The sequence below is a fragment of the Streptomyces cyaneochromogenes genome (assembly GCF_003963535.1).
Classification (GTDB): Bacteria; Actinomycetota; Actinomycetes; order Streptomycetales; family Streptomycetaceae; genus Streptomyces; species Streptomyces shaanxiensis.
Genome location: NZ_CP034539.1, coordinates 5,772,763 through 5,788,960, shown reverse-complemented (window position 1 = coordinate 5,788,960; position 16,198 = coordinate 5,772,763). Strand labels below are relative to the sequence as shown.

The following is a 16,198-nucleotide window of genomic DNA, read 5'->3' as shown; positions in this document are numbered from 1 at the left end:
CCGCCATGGGGGCGTCGCGGCGGTCAGGGGTGCGAACTGGGCATATGCCGAGGGCTTGGAGTGGGGGCATGGGCCGACGGTGTGGCGGGGTTCACGACGCCCGGGGTCGCCACATGCCCTGACGGGGGCCGTCGCCCCCGGAGAGCGGCCGTCACCCCACCGTCAAATGATCCAACTTCCGCAGGATCACGCCCTCCCGCAGCGCCCAGGGACAGATCTCCAGCGTCTCCACGCCGAACAGGTCCATCGCCCCCTCGGCCACCAGCGCCCCCGCGAGCAGCTGTCCCGCGCGGAACTCCGAGACGCCCGGGAGTTCCGCCCGCTGGGCGGTGGTCATGCCGGCCAGGCGCGGGACCCAGGCCTCCAGGGACTCCCGCTTCAGGTCGCGCTGGACGTAGAGGCCCTCCGTGGAGCGGGCCGCGCCGGCCAGGCGGGCGAGCTGCTTGAAGGTCTTGGAGGTGGCGACCACATGGTCGGGGGCCCCGAAACGGCTGAATTCGCCGACCGTACGGGCGATCTGTGCGCGGACATGCCGTCGCAGCGCCCTTATCGCCTCCGGGTCGGGCGGGTCGCCCGGCAGCCAGCCGGCGGTCAGCCGCCCCGCGCCCAGCGGCAGCGACACCGCGGTGTCCGGCTCCTCGTCCATGCCGTACGCGATCTCCAGGGAGCCGCCGCCGATGTCGAGCACCAGCAGCTTCCCGGCCGACCAGCCGAACCAGCGCCGGGCGGCGAGGAAGGTCAGCCGGGCCTCCTCGGCGCCGGTGAGAACCTGCAGCTCAACCCCGGTTTCGCCCTTCACGCGCGCGAGGACGTCGTCCGCGTTGCTGGCCTCCCGCACCGCGGACGTCGCGAACGGCAGGACCTCCTCGACACCCTTGTCCTCGGCCGCCTGCAACGCCTCGTGGACGACACCGATCAGCTTGTCGACCCCGTCGGGACCGATGGCCCCGCTGTCGTCGAGGAGTTGGGCAAGGCGCAGCTCCGCCTTGTGTGAGTGCGCGGGCAGCGGGCGCGCGCCAGGGTGTGCATCCACCACCAGCAGATGCACGGTGTTAGATCCCACGTCGAGGACACCGAGTCTCATGTACGGAACGCTACTGCCACCTGGGCGCTGCTCCGTCCTCGAAGTCGCAGGTACGGACGCCGTACCCTGGTCCCGTGCCAAAGACGAAAAAGGCGAAGAGCGACAAGACGGCCAAATCCGCCACGGGTTCTTCGCAGGCAAAGGCAGCCACGAAGTCGAAGAAGCCCAAGAAGGGCTCCCCGGAGCCGGACGAGAAGGGACTCGACTTCGCCCGCGCATGGGTGGAGTTCCCTGATCCGGCGGACGACGAGCAGGTCTTCCGCTGCGATCTGACATGGCTGACCTCCCGTTGGAACTGCATCTTCGGCAGCGGCTGCCAGGGCATCCAGGCGGGCCGCGCGGACGACGGCTGCTGCACCCTGGGCGCCCACTTCTCCGACGAGGACGACGAGAAGCGGGTCGCCGACCATGTGGCGAGACTCACGCCGGAAATCTGGCAGCACCATGACGAGGGCATGGAGCACGGCTGGGTCTCGGAGGACGAGGACGGCGACCGCCAGACCCGCCCCTACAACGGCTCGTGCATCTTCCAGAACCGGCCCGGCTTCGCCGGCGGCGCGGGCTGCTCGCTGCACATCCTCGCCCTGAAGGAGGGCCGCGAGCCGCTGGAGACCAAGCCGGACGTCTGCTGGCAGCTGCCGATCCGGCGGACGTACGACTGGATCGACCGGCCCGACGACACCCGCGTCCTTCAGGTCTCGATCGGTGAGTACGACCGCCGCGGCTGGGGCCCGGGCGGCCACGACCTGCACTGGTGGTGCACCTCGGCGACCTCTGCGCACGGCGCGGGCGACCCGGTCTACGTGTCCTACCGGCCGGAGCTGACCGAGCTGATGGGCAAGGCGGGCTACGACCGCCTCGTCGAGCTGTGCGAGGAGCGGCTGGCCTCGCAGCTGCCGTTGCTGGCGCCCCACCCGGCGGATCCCGTGGGCCAGGAGGGCCTGCAGGGCTGAGCCCCCGCGGTCTATGACGCCGACGGGCCCGGTTCGCCGCTGCCGTCGGCCGGCGGCGGGCTGCCCGGATCGGACGGGCCGGACGGATCGGACGGCGACGGGTCGCCCGCGGTCGGGGACGGGTCGGGCGACGAGGGCGGCGGCTCGCTGGGCATGGGGTCGGTCGGAGCCGGGCTCGTCGGCGTCGGATCGGGTCCGGGGGACGAGGGCGGGGGGCCGCTGGGGCTCCCGGGGTCGGTCGGGTCGGTGGGATTGCCGGGGTGGGTGGGATCGGTGGGGTCCGGGCCGTGTCCCGGGTCGGAGGGGCTCGGGGCGGTGCCGTAGCCCTCGATGCAGACGACGGCGCCGGCCGGTGAGATCGCCACGCGCGCGCTCCAGGGCCCGGACGGCTCGCGCAGCTGGTCGACGTACACCTTGATCGTCAACGACTCGCCGGGCGCCAGGGTTCCCGCCGACTGGCTCAGATAGAGCCACTGCGCGCCGGTGGTCGCGGACCAGCGCACCGGCGCGCGCCCCGTCGCCGTCAGGGTGACGAGCGTGGTGTCGCCGCTGTTGCCGGCCGAGACCTCCAGCTGCCCGGCGCTCTTCCCGCCCACGCCGCCGACGCTGACGACCTCCACGGAGACGTCCGGTTTGTCGCGGTCGCCGAAACGGTCCCCCCGGTCGGGGCGCGCGTTGCCGGCGTTCTCGTAGCCGCCGTCCGCCGTTTCCCCGTCGAGGCTGCCGGGGCCGTGCGCCTCGCTCGCGGTGGCCGAGGGCCCGTCGACGCCCTCGCCGGTCGGGGTGCCCCGGTAGGCGGCCCACAGGGCGAGGACCGGGGCGGCGACGACGGTGGCGACGACGGTCGTGGTGACGGCACGCGCGCGTAGCCGGTCCCTGCGGGCGGCACGGTCCTTGGGGTCCATCGGGAAGCCACGCCGGTCGAAGCGCGGCACGGCGACGCCCCGCGCGCGTGAGTGGTGCGTCAGGGCCATGTGCAGGGACGCGCGGGGTGCCTGAAGGACGGGCAGCTCGGCGGGGGTGACGGTCGCGCCGGGCCACCGGCCGGGGATCGCGCGCTCGGCGGTGCGGCGACATCGGGGGCAGTCGTCGACGTGCCGGACGAGTTCGCGGCGCAGGGCCGTGCTGAGGACGAGCTGGTTGTCGCCGGTGAGCCGGGCGACGCTCGGACAGGCGCCGGTCTCGACGACGGCGAGGGCCGCGCGCGTGCGCTCGACCTCGCAGGCGGCGGAGGCGAGCAGGTCACGGGCGGCTGCCAGGTCCATGCCGAGGGCGGCGGCGACCTCGTGGGCGGCGAGGTGGTGGCGTACGGCGAGTTCGAGGGCCTCGCGCTGCTCCGGGGTGGTGCCGGCGGCCTCCGGCCAGGCGAGCAGGGCGAGTTCACGGCGCCGCAGCTCCTGGACCTCCTCGGAGACGGGCGGCCCCTCGGCCCGGGTCGGCGTCTGCCGGTGGGCGCCGTGCCGGCCCGCCGCGTGGCTGCTCTGACGTTTCTGCTTGGCCTCGGCCAGCTTGCGCAGACACGCCCAGCGGGCCAGCGCGTACAGCCAGGGGCGCCGGTCGGCGGCGGAGTCCGGCACACGCTGCCCGCGCCGTTCGGCGAGCGCGAGGGCGTCGCCCAGAGCGGCGGTCGCGGCGTCGTGGTCGCACAGGACGGACAGGCAGTAGGTGAACAGCCCGTCCAGATACGGCTCGTAGCGGGCGGGCGGCCGCTGCGCCGACGTACGCGCCGCCGCACGATCACGCGCCTCCCGGCGCCCCCGGTGGGCTCCGGCGGTGCGGGTCGAGGTTTCCGGACTGCTGCTCATCATTGGTGGACCGTAGGGGGCCCGGGGTGGCGCCTTCTTGCCGCTTGAGTCGTTTTAATCCATACGGGTGAAACGATCCCTCAATCGGGGACAGGAACCCCTGATTCCGTGGCTTGTGCATGACGAGACGACCCCGCGGCGGCCTCGGAAACGGGGCCGGACGCGCGGCCGTACGGCGTTGTCAGTGGGCTCGGTTACGGTTCTTCGCATGGCTGCCCGTACCAAGTCCGCGAAGGACCGCCCCTCCTACCGCTGCACCGAGTGCGGCTGGCAGACGGCCAAGTGGCTCGGCCGCTGCCCCGAGTGCCAGGCGTGGGGGACGGTCGAGGAGTACGGCGCGCCCGCGGTCCGCACCACGGCGCCGGGGCGGGTGTCGACGTCCGCGGTGCCCATCGGGCAGGTCGACGGCCGTCAGGCGACCGCGCGGTCCACCGGCGTGCCCGAACTGGACCGGGTCCTCGGCGGCGGACTGGTGCCCGGAGCCGTCGTCCTCCTCGCGGGCGAGCCCGGCGTCGGCAAGTCCACCCTGCTGCTCGACGTGGCGGCCAAGTCGGCGAGCGACGAGCACCGCACGTTGTACGTCACCGGTGAGGAGTCGGCGAGCCAGGTCCGGCTGCGCGCCGACCGCATCGGCGCCCTCGACGACCACCTCTACCTCGCCGCCGAGACCGATCTGGCCGCCGTGCTCGGCCACTTGGACGCGGTGAAGCCCTCGCTGCTCATCCTCGACTCCGTGCAGACCGTGGCCTCCCCGGAGATCGACGGTGCGCCCGGTGGCATGGCGCAGGTCCGGGAGGTGGCCGGCGCCCTGATCCGGGCCTCCAAGGAACGCGGCATGTCCACGCTCCTCGTGGGACACGTCACGAAGGACGGCGCCATCGCCGGTCCCCGCCTCCTGGAACACCTCGTGGACGTGGTGCTCCACTTCGAGGGCGACCGGCACGCGCGCCTGCGTCTCGTACGCGGCGTCAAGAACCGCTACGGCGCGACGGACGAGGTCGGCTGCTTCGAGCTGCACGACGAGGGCATCACGGGCCTTGCGGACCCAAGCGGACTTTTCCTGACAAGACGTGCCGAACCGGTCCCCGGCACCTGCCTGACCGTCACCCTGGAGGGACGCCGCCCGCTGGTCGCCGAAGTCCAGGCGCTCACCGTCGACTCGCAGATCCCCTCCCCCCGCCGCACCACCTCCGGCCTGGAGACCTCGCGCGTCTCGATGATGCTGGCCGTGCTGGAGCAGCGCGGGCGGATCAGCGCCCTCGGCAAGCGGGACATCTACTCAGCGACGGTCGGCGGAGTGCGGCTCTCGGAGCCCGCCGCGGACCTCGCGGTCGCCCTCGCGCTGGCCTCCGCCGCGAGTGACACACCTCTCCCCAAGAACCTGGTGGCGATCGGCGAAGTGGGCCTCGCGGGCGAGGTCAGACGGGTCACGGGAGTGCAGCGCAGGCTCGCCGAAGCGCACCGGCTGGGCTTCACCCACGCACTCGTTCCGGGCGATCCCGGCAAGATCCCTCCCGGCATGAAGGTGCTGGAAGTGGCCGACATAGGGGACGCTCTCCGGGTCCTTCCGCGCTCGCGTCGTCGAGAGGCCCCACGGGACGAGGAGGACCGCCGGTAGACTTTGCCCTGGTCTCGCCCGTCCGTACGAACAGAGTGTGCGAAACGGGAGCGCCCCAGAACCTGCGACCGGAGGAGTGCAGTGGCAGCCAACGACCGGGCAGCAGCTCCCGGAAAGTCCGGTGGGAGCTCCGGTGCCGATGGCCTGATGCGCGCCTCACTGAGCGCCGTGGCACCAGGCACGGCCCTGCGCGACGGCCTCGAACGGATTCTCCGCGGCAACACCGGCGGACTCATCGTGCTCGGCTCCGACAAGACCGTCGAAGTGATGTGCACGGGCGGATTCGTCCTGGATGTCGAGTTCACGGCAACGCGGCTTCGGGAGCTGTGCAAGCTCGACGGCGGCATCGTGCTGTCGTCCGACCTGTCGAAGATCCTGCGCGCCGGCGTCCAGCTGGTGCCGGACCCGACGATCCCCACGGAGGAGACGGGCACCCGGCACCGTACGGCGGACCGGGTCAGCAAGCAGGTCGGCTTCCCGGTCGTCTCCGTCTCCCAGTCGATGCGGCTCATCGCCCTGTACGTCGACGGACACCGCCGCGTCCTGGAGGACTCCGCCGCGATCCTCTCCCGCGCCAACCAGGCCCTGGCCACCCTGGAGCGCTACAAGCTCCGCCTCGACGAGGTCGCGGGAACGTTGTCAGCGCTGGAGATCGAGGACCTGGTGACGGTCCGCGACGTCTCGGCGGTCGCCCAGCGGCTGGAGATGGTGCGCCGCATCGCGACCGAGATCGCCGAGTACGTGGTGGAGCTGGGCACGGACGGGCGTCTTCTGGCGCTCCAGCTCGACGAGTTGATCGCGGGCGTGGAGCCCGAGCGCGAGCTCGTGGTGCGCGACTACGTCCCCGAGCCGACGGCCAAGCGTTCCCGCACCGTCGACGAGGCGCTGTACGAGCTGGACGCCCTCACCCACGCCGAGCTCCTGGAACTCCCCACGGTGGCACGGGCGTTGGGCTACACAGGCTCCCCCGAGGCGCTGGACTCGGCGGTGTCCCCGCGCGGCTTCCGGCTGCTGGCCAAGGTGCCGCGGCTGCCGGGGGCGATCATCGATCGGCTGGTGGAGCACTTCGGGGGGCTGCAGAAGCTGCTCGCCGCGAGTGTGGACGACCTGCAGACGGTGGACGGAGTCGGGGAGGCTCGGGCGCGAAGCGTGCGGGAGGGGCTTTCGCGGCTTGCGGAGAGCTCGATTCTGGAGCGGTACGTCTAGGTTTCCGGGGCTTCGCCCGGTTTTCCGGCCTTGCCTTGGCCGGGAGCCGGGCCGACGGCACGATGGCCCGCAGACGGCGGGGGTTCACGACCCCCGCCGGAACCGCCGCCAGGGCGTTTCTTTCGGATCAGTGATGGGGGTGGGGGCGTTCGGCGAGCCGATGCCCGGGCGTCCTGGGGGGAGGATGACTGGTGGCCACACGTGTTCGAGCGAGCTGTACGATGCCCGCCGTGGATGCATCACAGGACGACCTGCGCTGCGGGCTCTGCGGGCAGGCTGTGAATCCCCGGCATGAGCAGCACCACGAGGAACCCGTAGTCGGCACGGGCAAGCGTGTGGAGTACGTGGTAGTCGAACTGCGCGGCGCCTCGGCCCTGTTTCAAGCTGCCGATGACCCCTCTCGGACCCGCCAGACCGGTGCCGCCGACTTGGCGGAGCAACTGGGGATCGACCTGCCCGATCTCCTTGGCCGCCATTACACCTGCTGGGAGACGCCTGGCGAGTACGGCGGTGTCTTCCGGAGCGGCTTCCAGCTGGCCTGACATGCTCCAGCGCGGGCCGTTTCCAGATGATCCAAAAGAAACGCCCTAGTCGTTCTCCAGCACGAACGACGTCTGCGCCGTCCCGAAGCCCGGTGTCTTGGTCTCCACGAGGTACGTCCCCGCCTCCGCCGACGCCGCGGCCGGCGTCGCGCACTGCGGGGCGCTCGCACTGCGGTCCCACTTCACCGTGTACGTGATGCTCGACCCTGCGGGCACCCGGAACGGCAGGCTGCGGGTGACCTCGGGGCAGTCGGCGGAGGACCAGAAGTCGTCCTCGGCTCCCGCCTGAGTGATCGTCACCACCGCGTTCCTCGGGCCGAGATCGACCTTGCAGTCATAGGTGGAGGTGTTCGTCGCGGTCAGCAGCAGGGCGGGCGTCTCACCGGGGTCGTACGCGTTCTGCCGGCTCCGCACGGTCAGCTTCACCTGGCCCGCGATGCAGCCGGGCAGGGAGGAGCCTTCACCGACCGTGTCGTCCATACCGACACCGCTGCCGGAACCGCCCCCCGCGGATCCGCTGCCCGAGCCGGCCGACCCGCCGGAGTCCCCGTCACCGGAATCGCCGCCGTCCGCGGACCCGGAGCCGTCACCGGACCCCGACCCACCGGAGTCCGCGCCGCCGGGAGACTCGTCCCGTCCGCCCGGCGCCTGACTGATCGCCGGCCCCGAACCCGACGGGCCCGGCGTGATCGTCGAGGGCCCTGGATTCTTGCCGTCCGAGCCGCCCGCGTTGTTCTTGCCGCCTCCGCCACCCGATGCGAGCACCCAGGTGACCAGCAGCGCCAACAGGGCGACCACAGACAGCAGTACGGCCCTCCGTCGCCAGTAGATGGTGGAGGGAAGCGGCCCGACCGGATTGCGCAGAGATCCCACGGCGCAAACTGTACGAGAGATCAGCCCGTCAGCCTGCCCCACCCGCCGCCCAGAGCCGCAACTTTTCCGGATCATCATTCCGGAAACCGTCCGGCGGCGGCCGCCTCACCCCTGTCTTCCGTCAGGGCCGGCACCTGACGATCGCAGGATGTGACGGTATCGGCCCGCCGCCTACGGTCCGTGACCATGGACTTCGAGGACGCCGAGCTCTACCGCGACATCACCGGCTTCGCCCGGGACACCCCAACGTGGGTACAGCACACCGCCGAGACAGGGACGGAGGCCGGACTGCTGCTGTTCGCCGCGCTGTTCGTCACCACGTGGTGGCGGGCCAGGGGCGACAGCGCCCGCGCGTTCGCGATCGCGGTCCTTGCACCTCTGGCCACTGCTGTGGCGTACGTCTGCAGTGAGGTGCTCAAGTCCCTTGTCACACAGGAGCGTCCGTGCCGGGCGGTGCCGGACGCGACCGCTCCGCTCAGCGCCTGCCCACCGCCGGGCGACTGGTCCTTCCCCAGCAACCACGCCACGATCGCGGGTGCCGCGGCCGTCGCCGTGGCCCTGACGCGCCGCACCCTCCTGTGGCTGACGGCGCCCTTGGCCCTCCTCTTGGCCTTCTCCCGCGTCTTCGTCGGCGTCCACTACCCGCACGACGTCGCGGCGGGCCTCGCCTTCGGCGCGCTGGTCGCGGTGACGGTCGTACGGCTGTCCACGCGTCCGGCGACCCGGCTGGCGGAGGCGATGCGGACCTCGTCGACGCCCGCCGTGCGGTGGTTCACGGGGCCGGGACCGGCGCGCGTCCCCTCGTACGACATGCGCTGAGGCTCACGACTCCACCAGCCCCGCCTCGTACGCCACGATCGCCGCCTGCACCCGGTTGCGCACCCCCAACCGGTCGAGCACCGCGCTCACATACGCCTTCACCGTGCCCTCCACGAGGTGCAGCCGGGCGGCGATCTCCGGGTTGGACAGGCCCGCGCCGACGAGCCCGAGCACCTCGCGCTCGCGCGGGCTGAGCCCGTCCACGCGCGCGCGTGCGGCGGCCTCGCGGCCGAGTCGGCCGCCGCTGCCGCCCAGTGAGTCGATGACGTACCGCGCGACCTTCGGCGACAGGAAGGCCGCGCCGGCCGCCACCGCCCTTACCCCGGCGATCAGTTCGTACGGGTCCCCGGACTTCAGCAGGAAGCCGGTCGCGCCGCCGCCGAGGGCGCGGGCGACGTAAGCCTGTTCGGAGAAGGTGGTGAGCATCGCCACGGCAGTGCCGGGGACGGTCCGTACGATCTCCTCCGCCGCGGCGAGTCCGTCCAGGCGGGGCATGCGGATGTCCAGCAGGGCCACGTCCGGGCGGTGCGCGCGGGTCAGCTCGACCGCCTCGCGCCCGTCGCCCGCCTCCGCGACGACCTCGGTCTCACCGCCGCTCGCCAGGATGGCGCGCACACCGGCCCGCACCATCGCCTCGTCGTCGGCCAGCAGTACGCGGATCACTGCGCGAACTCCTCATCGGTGGAAGGGCGTTGGGAACGACCGGCTCCGGGGATCACGTCCTTGGCGACCAGCCGTCCCGTTTCGTCGAAGCAGAGCCTGAAGTGGTCGACGGAGACGAGGAGTTCGCCGCTCGCACGGTAGTAGCGGCAGTCGCTGCCCGTCGGGGGCGGCACGGGCGCGCGCTCCACGGGGGCGTCCCGCACGGTGCGGTCCGGCAGGACCTGCGCGACGTCGCCGCCCGAGGCTCCCAGCCGCAGTTCGGCGTAGGCGGCGGGCGGCAGCACCGAGTGGGTCTCGGTGTACGCGTACCAGGCGAACGCCCCGCCGACGAGCACCACGCCCGCGCCGGCGGCGGCCGCGAAGGCGAGCGCCACGCGGCGGCGGGCTCGGGTGAAGGGGGCGTACGGGGCGGGGGCCGGCGTCGGCCGTACGGGTGTGGCGGCGTCGGGCTCGGGGATGTACGCCTGCACACGGAACCCCTCCCCACACGGACCGGCCCCGAAGTCGCCGCCGACCGCGGTGACGGCGGCGCGGAGGGCCTGGAGGCCGGTGCCACCGGAGGAGGAGGGCGGGGCAGCGGGGCTCGGCGCCGTGCGGGCTCCCTGTCCGTTGACCACCGTGACCGTCGTGCCGTCGGCCTCCCTGCCCACCGTCAGGGTGACCTCGGCACCCGGCGCGTGCCGGGCCGCGTTGGTCAGGGCCTCGCGGACCACCCGGTACAGGACGCGCTCGGCGACTTCGCCGACTGTCCGCCGCGCCGCCGCGCCATCCCCGACCGAGGCCGTCCGCCGCACCGCCCCGCCACTTCGCACCGGCTCCCACCGCACCGCCAACCCCGACTCGGCGGCCCGTGCGACGAGTTGCTCGACCGTCTCGCCCGGCGGAGAAAGGGACACCGGCTCGTCCTCCTCCCGCAGGACGCCGATGATGCGGTGCAGGCGTTCGGTGGCGTCGGCGGCGGCCGCGCGCAGGTCGGCTGCGGCGCTGCGGTGGTGGTCCGGGAGGTCGGCGGCGACCTGGAGGGCGCCCGCGCGCAGGGCGATCAGGCTCAGCTCGTGCCCCAAGGAGTCGTGCATGTCCTGGGCGATCCGGGCCCGCTCGCGCAGCCGGGCCCGCTCCTCGGCGATACGCTGCTCGCCCTCGAGCCGCGCGGCCCGCGTCCAGCCGGCCTCGGCCAGCTGCCGGCTCTGCCGCCAGTAGCGGCCGCCGAGCCAGGGGAACACGCAGCCGAAGAGCAGCGTCCCCGTCAGCACCACCCACTCCGGCGCCGGATCGACCCCGAACAGCGCGATCCTCGCCGTACCGGCACAGCCGACGGCCCCGAAGACGACCGCCGCCGGGCGCACCCCTGCCACACGCAGCCCGAGCAGCAGCGCGAAGACGCCGAGCGCGGGGCCGTAGGAGACGGTGAACAGGGCGGGCGCCGAGGCCAGACTCCATACGGCCGTCAGCGCGAAGGCCGCGGTCGGCTGGCGCCGCGCCACACCGACCGCGGCGGCGAGTACGACCAGCCCGGCCGTCTGCTGCCACATGGCACGCGGTTCGTTCATCCCGAGCCGGTCGGCCGTGAGGGCGGGCAGCACGAGGGCGGCCCACAGGAGGCAGGCCCGCCATGCGCGAGGACGTTCCATTCGCTCGACGCTACAAGCGGAGGTCGCGGCGCCGCCCCTGCCGATCGTCAGTAACGGCACGTCCTCTCGGCCAGCCACAAACGCACCGGCACCGCCGCCTACCCACCCGACCGCCCCCGACGTGGCAGGATCGGAAGGCCATGACTGCGCCCACAAAACCCTCCCCCGACAGCCCTGCCGACGCCCCCTCCGACACCTCCCTCGGAGAGAGCCCGCTGCACGGCGCTGTTATCGAATGGTTCGACGACAACGCCCGCGACCTCCCCTGGCGGCGCCCCGAAGCCGGCCCCTGGGGAGTGATGGTCAGTGAGTTCATGCTCCAGCAGACGCCGGTGAACCGCGTCCTGCCCGTCTACGAGCAGTGGCTCGCCCGCTGGCCCCGGCCCGCCGACCTCGCCAAGGACGCCCCCGGCGAGGCCGTGCGCGCCTGGGGTCGGCTCGGCTACCCGCGCCGCGCGCTGCGGCTGCACGGGGCCGCCGTGGCCATAGCGGAACGGCACGGCGGGGACGTACCGACCGACCACGCCCAGCTTCTCGCCCTGCCCGGCATCGGTGAGTACACGGCGGCCGCCGTGGCCTCCTTCGCGTACGGCCAGCGGCATCCCGTCCTGGACACCAACGTCCGCCGGGTCTTCGCCCGCGCCGTCACCGGCGTGCAGTACCCGCCGAACGCCACCACCGCCGCCGAACGCAAGCTCGCCCGCACCCTGCTCCCCGACGACGAGCGCACCGCCGCCCGCTGGGCCGCGGCCTCCATGGAGCTGGGCGCGCTGGTGTGCACCGCCAAGAACGAGTCGTGTCACCGTTGCCCGATCGCCGCCCAGTGCGCCTGGCGGCTCGCGGGCAAGCCGGAGCACGACGGGCCGCCGCGACGCGGCCAGACGTACGCCGGTACCGACCGCCAGGTGCGCGGCAAGCTGCTCGCCGTACTGCGTGAGGCCCACTCGCCCGTCCCGCAGGCGGCCCTGGACCGCGTGTGGCACGAGCCGGTGCAGCGCGCCCGTGCCCTGGACGGCCTGGTCGCGGACGGCCTGGTGGAGCCGCTGCCGGGCGGGATGTACCGGCTGCCCCTGACCTGACGCACAGTCACATCACAGCCACGGGGGCCTCTGCAACACACGACGCACAGCAACCTCACGGCTGAGATACGGACAAATCGCACCATACGTCAATCAACTGCGCCCTCGTTTTGCCCCTTTCCTTCTTCCGTTACACAACCGACGGACAGCCGAGCGCTAGCCGCAGGCTGCTTCGGACAGGCCCGTGACAACGCCTCCGTAGCTTCATTTCCGTACCCGACAGGCGGGGACGACTACGAACCACAGGCAGTGGAACCGACGGCGAACAAGCCGGCCGGGAACGGGGAAACGGGAGGCGGTCAACATGGCGCAGGGCGAGGTGCTCGAGTTCGAGGAGTACGTCCGCACCCGGCAGGACGCGCTGCTGCGCAGCGCCCGCCGACTGGTCCCGGACCCGGTGGACGCGCAGGACCTGCTGCAGACGGCGCTGGTGCGGACGTACCACCGCTGGGACGGCATAGCGGACAAGCGGCTCGCGGACGCCTACCTGCGCCGCGTGATGATCAACACGCGGACCGAGTGGTGGCGGGCCCGCAAGCTGGAGGAGGTGCCGACCGAGCAGCTCCCGGACGCCTCCGTCGACGACTCCACCGAGCAGCACGCGGACCGCGCTCTGCTGATGGACATCATGAAGGTTCTGGCACCGAAGCAGCGCAGCGTCGTGGTGCTGCGACACTGGGAGCAGATGTCCACGGAGGAGACGGCCGCGGCCCTCGGCATGTCGGCCGGAACGGTCAAGAGCACGCTGCACCGGGCGCTCGCCCGGCTCCGCGAGGAGCTGGAGAGCCGTGATCTGGACGCACGCGCGCTGGAGCGTGAGGAGCGGGAGCGTTGCGCGGCCTAGGCACCACGACGGGCGGCACCAGGCACACGGACAGGGGTGACCGGGGCACGGACGGGGAATCCGCGGAGATCGGATCCGACCGCCCCGGACCGGCACCCGTCCGGGGGACCTCGCAGGCGGCGTTCACGGCGATGGCCGTGGTCGTCGCCCTCGCCCTTTTCGTCTCCGCGTGCGCGACCGGCGGCACCGGCGCCCGCGACGAGGGACCGGCGCACGCCGACCTGTCGGGCGGCTCGGCCGCCAAGTCGTCGCTCGCTCCCATGGCCACGCCCTCCGCCTCGGCCGCCCCGGACCCGGAGGAGGCCGTGCGTCTGGTCAAGGCGGACCCCAAGGTGTCGGGAGAGGTCAAGCGCGAGCTGCAGCCGTGCGTGTCCGACGACTATCCCGTCGACGTGTCGTACGGCGAACTGACCGGCGGATCGACGGAGGACATCGTGGTCAACGTCCTGTCCTGCGGCGATTCGGTCGGCGTCGCCTCGTACGTGTACCGGGAGCAGGACGGCGAGTACCGCAATGTGTTCAAGGCCGAGGAGCCTCCGGTCTACGCGGAGATCGACCGCGGCTACCTGGTGGTGACCGAGCAGGTGTACGCCAAGGACGACGCGCTGTCGAACCCGTCCAGCGAGAACGTGATCTCATACCTGTGGAAGTCCGACCGCTTCGTCCAGGAGTACGACTCGCGTACCGAATACGGCGACCTCGGCGGAGGTGCCGAGTCGGCGGCTCCCGACAGCTGAGGAGCGGGCGTACGGCGACTGAGGTGAACGCATCGGCCGGTCCGCGCGTCCCTCAAGTAGCACTCGACACACGACAGACGCCACACGGCACACGACACACGGCATACGAGGACTGAGAGCACCGGGATGGCAGACCAGACCCACGTCCTTTTCGTCGAGGACGACGACGTCATCCGCGAGGCCACCCAACTCGCCCTGGAGCGGGACGGCTTCGCGGTCACCGCCATGCCCGACGGGCTGTCGGGCCTGGAGGCGTTCCGGGCGGACCGGCCGGACATCGCGTTGCTGGACGTCATGGTCCCCGGTCTGGACGGGGTCAGCCTGTGCCGTCGCATCCGTGACGAGTCGACCGTGCCGGTGATCATGCTCTCGGCGCGGGCGGACTCGATCGACGTGGTGCTGGGCCTGGAGGCGGGCGCGGACGACTACGTGACCAAGCCGTTCGACGGTGCCGTGCTGGTCGCGCGGATCCGCGCCGTGCTGCGCCGCTTCGGACACGCGAGCGGCGGTGACCGGGCCGAGGAGCCCGACGCGGCCGCCACCGGCGGGGTGCTGGCCTTCGGCGATCTGGAGGTCGACACCGAGGGCATGGAGGTACGCAAGGCCGGCCAGCCGGTGGCGCTCACGCCGACCGAGATGCGGCTGCTGCTGGAGTTCTCCTCGGCGCCGGGCACGGTGCTGTCGCGGGACAAGCTGCTGGAGCGTGTGTGGGACTACGGCTGGGGCGGGGACACCCGGGTCGTCGACGTCCATGTGCAGCGGCTGCGGACGAAGATCGGCCAGGACCGTATCGAGACGGTCCGTGGCTTCGGCTACAAGCTGAAGGCCTGAGCGAGGCGGGCATGAGGGGGATGTTCAGACGCCCGGTCCCGTCCGGCGCGGGACAGACAGGGCACGCGGGCCTCACGGATCCGGCGGACATCGCGGCCACGCGCGTGGTCGGTCGTACGGACACCGGCGTGATCGGCCGTACGGACACGGCCGTGAGCGGGCGTGCGGGCAAGGACGCGAACAGGCGTGCGGGCACCCGCGCGGGCAGCCGGGTGGCCATTCGTACGGGCCTGAGATGGAAGCTGAGTGCGGCGATCGCGCTGGTCGGCGCGCTGGTGGCGGTCGTGCTGAGCCTGGTCGTGCACAACCAGGCCCGGGTCTCGATGCTGGACAGCGCGCGCGACCTCGCGGACGAGCGCATCCAGATCGCCCAGCGCAGCTACGAGCAGTCCAAGCGGCTGAACTTCCCCAACGCCACGATCGACGACCCGGCGCTGCCGGCGGCGCTGCGGGACAAGGTCGAGGAGGGCCGGCGGGCGACGTATGTGACGAACACGTCGAGCGGGGCGCCCGACATCTGGGCCGCCGTACCGCTCAACGACGGGCACGTCCTGTCGCTGCGCACCGGCTGGACCGACCGCAGCGAGCACATCCTCAACCGCCTCGACCAGGCCATGATCATCGGTTCCATCTCGGTCGTCGTCGGCGGCAGCGCGCTGGGCGTCCTCATCGGCGGGCAGTTGTCGCGCCGGCTGCGCAAGGCGGCGGCCGCGGCCAACCAGGTCGCGAGCGGTGAGCCGGACGTGCGGGTGCGGGACGCCATCGGGGGTGTCGTACGGGACGAGACCGACGATCTCGCGAGCGCGGTGGACGCCATGGCGGACGCGCTGCAGCAGCGGCTGGACGCGGAGCGCCGGGTCACCGCGGACATCGCGCACGAGTTGCGCACGCCGGTGACCGGGCTGCTGACGGCGGCCGAGCTGCTGCCGCCGGGCCGGCCCACCGAGCTGGTGCTGGACCGGGCGAAGGCCATGCGCAAGCTCGTCGAGGACGTCCTGGAGGTGGCCCGCCTGGACAGTGCCTCGGAGCGGGCCGAGTTGCAGGACATCATGCTGGGCGAGTTCGTCAGCCGGCGGGTCGCGGCGAAGGACCCCGCCATCGAGGTGCGGGTCATCCACGAGTCGGCGGTCACGACCGACCCGCGGCGCCTGGAGCGGGTGCTGTTCAACCTGCTGGCCAACGCGGCGCGGCACGGCAGGCCGCCGATCGAGGTCAGCGTCGAGGGCCGGGTCATCCGGGTCCGCGACCACGGCCCCGGTTTCCCCGAGGACCTGCTCGCCGACGGCCCGAGCCGCTTCCGCACGGGCAGCAGCGACCGCTCGGGCCACGGCCACGGCCTCGGCCTGACGATCGCGGCAGGTCAGGCCCGGGTGCTGGGCGCCCGTCTGACCTTCCGCAACGTACGCCCGGCGGGCGCCCCCGATCATGTGCAGGCCGAGGGCGCGGTGGCCGTCCTCTGGCTCCCGGAGCACGCGCCGACGAACACGGGGAGCTACCCGATGCTGCCGTAGGG

The 16,198-nt window shown here is 72.6% G+C and carries 15 protein-coding genes; 10 read left to right on the top strand and 5 right to left on the bottom strand.

What is annotated here, in order from left to right; all coding sequences use genetic code 11:
• Nucleotides 1–151: 151 nt before the first annotated feature.
• A complete protein-coding gene (locus EJ357_RS26330) occupies nucleotides 152–1,084 on the bottom strand; it encodes a Ppx/GppA phosphatase family protein (RefSeq protein WP_126394049.1) in 933 nt (310 codons plus the stop codon).
• Between the two features lie 74 nt (nucleotides 1,085–1,158).
• Here EJ357_RS26330 and EJ357_RS26325 point away from each other — a divergent pair, with 74 nt between their 5' ends.
• A complete protein-coding gene (locus tag EJ357_RS26325) occupies nucleotides 1,159–2,037 on the top strand; it encodes a hypothetical protein (RefSeq protein WP_126394048.1) in 879 nt (292 codons plus the stop codon).
• An 11-nt stretch (nucleotides 2,038–2,048) separates the two neighbouring features.
• Here the strand turns inward: EJ357_RS26325 and EJ357_RS26320 are convergent, their stop codons facing one another.
• On the bottom strand, nucleotides 2,049–3,845 hold the full coding sequence (locus EJ357_RS26320; protein WP_126394047.1) for a BACON domain-containing protein: 1,797 nt from the start codon (nucleotides 3,843–3,845) through the stop codon (nucleotides 2,049–2,051).
• 205 nt (nucleotides 3,846–4,050) lie between these two features.
• Here EJ357_RS26320 and radA point away from each other — a divergent pair, with 205 nt between their 5' ends.
• From radA to EJ357_RS26305, 3 genes are all read left to right on the top strand, one after another.
• A complete protein-coding gene (gene radA / locus EJ357_RS26315) occupies nucleotides 4,051–5,460 on the top strand; it encodes a DNA repair protein RadA (RefSeq protein WP_126394046.1) in 1,410 nt (469 codons plus the stop codon).
• An 81-nt stretch (nucleotides 5,461–5,541) separates the two neighbouring features.
• Nucleotides 5,542–6,666 carry a DNA integrity scanning diadenylate cyclase DisA gene (disA, locus tag EJ357_RS26310; protein WP_126394045.1) on the top strand — a complete coding sequence of 375 codons (1,125 nt, stop codon included), beginning with the start codon at nucleotides 5,542–5,544 and terminating at the stop codon, nucleotides 6,664–6,666.
• Between the two features lie 230 nt (nucleotides 6,667–6,896).
• A complete protein-coding gene (locus EJ357_RS26305; protein ID WP_228472605.1) occupies nucleotides 6,897–7,208 on the top strand; it encodes a hypothetical protein in 312 nt (103 codons plus the stop codon).
• A gap of 45 nt (nucleotides 7,209–7,253) precedes the next feature.
• On the opposite strand, the gene EJ357_RS26300 is transcribed toward EJ357_RS26305, so the two are convergent.
• A complete protein-coding gene (locus tag EJ357_RS26300) occupies nucleotides 7,254–8,081 on the bottom strand; it encodes a hypothetical protein (protein ID WP_126394044.1) in 828 nt (275 codons plus the stop codon).
• Nucleotides 8,082–8,267: 186 nt separating this feature from the next.
• On the opposite strand from EJ357_RS26300, the gene EJ357_RS26295 reads away from it, so the two are divergent.
• Nucleotides 8,268–8,900 (top strand): phosphatase PAP2 family protein, encoded by a 633-nt coding sequence (locus EJ357_RS26295; protein WP_175647535.1) that lies wholly within the window; start codon nucleotides 8,268–8,270, stop codon nucleotides 8,898–8,900.
• Between the two features lie 3 nt (nucleotides 8,901–8,903).
• Here the strand turns inward: EJ357_RS26295 and EJ357_RS26290 are convergent, their stop codons facing one another.
• Nucleotides 8,904–9,563: a response regulator transcription factor gene (locus tag EJ357_RS26290; protein ID WP_126394042.1), complete on the bottom strand. Its 660-nt coding sequence runs from the start codon at nucleotides 9,561–9,563 to the stop codon at nucleotides 8,904–8,906.
• Complete coding sequence (locus EJ357_RS26285; protein ID WP_126394041.1) at nucleotides 9,560–11,194, bottom strand: sensor histidine kinase; 1,635 nt, start codon at nucleotides 11,192–11,194, stop codon at nucleotides 9,560–9,562. The genes EJ357_RS26290 and EJ357_RS26285 overlap by 4 nt, the downstream gene beginning before the upstream one ends.
• A 140-nt stretch (nucleotides 11,195–11,334) precedes the next feature.
• On the opposite strand from EJ357_RS26285, the gene EJ357_RS26280 reads away from it, so the two are divergent.
• From EJ357_RS26280 to cseC, 5 genes are all read left to right on the top strand, one after another.
• Nucleotides 11,335–12,273, top strand: coding sequence for an HhH-GPD family protein (locus tag EJ357_RS26280; protein WP_126394040.1), 939 nt, complete (start codon nucleotides 11,335–11,337; stop codon nucleotides 12,271–12,273).
• A 304-nt stretch (nucleotides 12,274–12,577) separates the two neighbouring features.
• Nucleotides 12,578–13,117, top strand: coding sequence for a SigE family RNA polymerase sigma factor (locus tag EJ357_RS26275; protein ID WP_003999062.1), 540 nt, complete (start codon nucleotides 12,578–12,580; stop codon nucleotides 13,115–13,117).
• A gap of 131 nt (nucleotides 13,118–13,248) precedes the next feature.
• A complete protein-coding gene (locus EJ357_RS26270; protein ID WP_126400057.1) occupies nucleotides 13,249–13,854 on the top strand; it encodes a hypothetical protein in 606 nt (201 codons plus the stop codon).
• A 126-nt stretch (nucleotides 13,855–13,980) separates the two neighbouring features.
• Nucleotides 13,981–14,685, top strand: coding sequence for a two-component system response regulator CseB (gene cseB, locus EJ357_RS26265; protein ID WP_126394039.1), 705 nt, complete (start codon nucleotides 13,981–13,983; stop codon nucleotides 14,683–14,685).
• An 11-nt stretch (nucleotides 14,686–14,696) separates the two neighbouring features.
• A complete protein-coding gene (gene cseC / locus EJ357_RS26260) occupies nucleotides 14,697–16,196 on the top strand; it encodes a two-component system sensor histidine kinase CseC (protein WP_228472604.1) in 1,500 nt (499 codons plus the stop codon).
• Nucleotides 16,197–16,198 lie beyond the last annotated feature (2 nt).

Bases quoted from the DNA above. Each gene is read 5' to 3' on its own strand.
- EJ357_RS26330 (WP_126394049.1), bottom strand. From the start codon at position 1,084: ATGAGACTCGGTGTCCTCGACGTGGGATCTAACACCGTGCATCTGCTG.
- EJ357_RS26320 (WP_126394047.1), bottom strand. From the start codon at position 3,845: ATGATGAGCAGCAGTCCGGAAACCTCGACCCGCACCGCCGGAGCCCAC.
- radA (WP_126394046.1), top strand. From the start codon at position 4,051: ATGGCTGCCCGTACCAAGTCCGCGAAGGACCGCCCCTCCTACCGCTGC.
- EJ357_RS26295 (WP_175647535.1), top strand. From the start codon at position 8,268: ATGGACTTCGAGGACGCCGAGCTCTACCGCGACATCACCGGCTTCGCC.
- EJ357_RS26285 (WP_126394041.1), bottom strand. From the start codon at position 11,194: ATGGAACGTCCTCGCGCATGGCGGGCCTGCCTCCTGTGGGCCGCCCTC.
- EJ357_RS26280 (WP_126394040.1), top strand. From the start codon at position 11,335: ATGACTGCGCCCACAAAACCCTCCCCCGACAGCCCTGCCGACGCCCCC.
- EJ357_RS26275 (WP_003999062.1), top strand. From the start codon at position 12,578: ATGGCGCAGGGCGAGGTGCTCGAGTTCGAGGAGTACGTCCGCACCCGG.
- EJ357_RS26270 (WP_126400057.1), top strand. From the start codon at position 13,249: ATGGCCGTGGTCGTCGCCCTCGCCCTTTTCGTCTCCGCGTGCGCGACC.
- cseB (WP_126394039.1), top strand. From the start codon at position 13,981: ATGGCAGACCAGACCCACGTCCTTTTCGTCGAGGACGACGACGTCATC.
- cseC (WP_228472604.1), top strand. From the start codon at position 14,697: ATGAGGGGGATGTTCAGACGCCCGGTCCCGTCCGGCGCGGGACAGACA.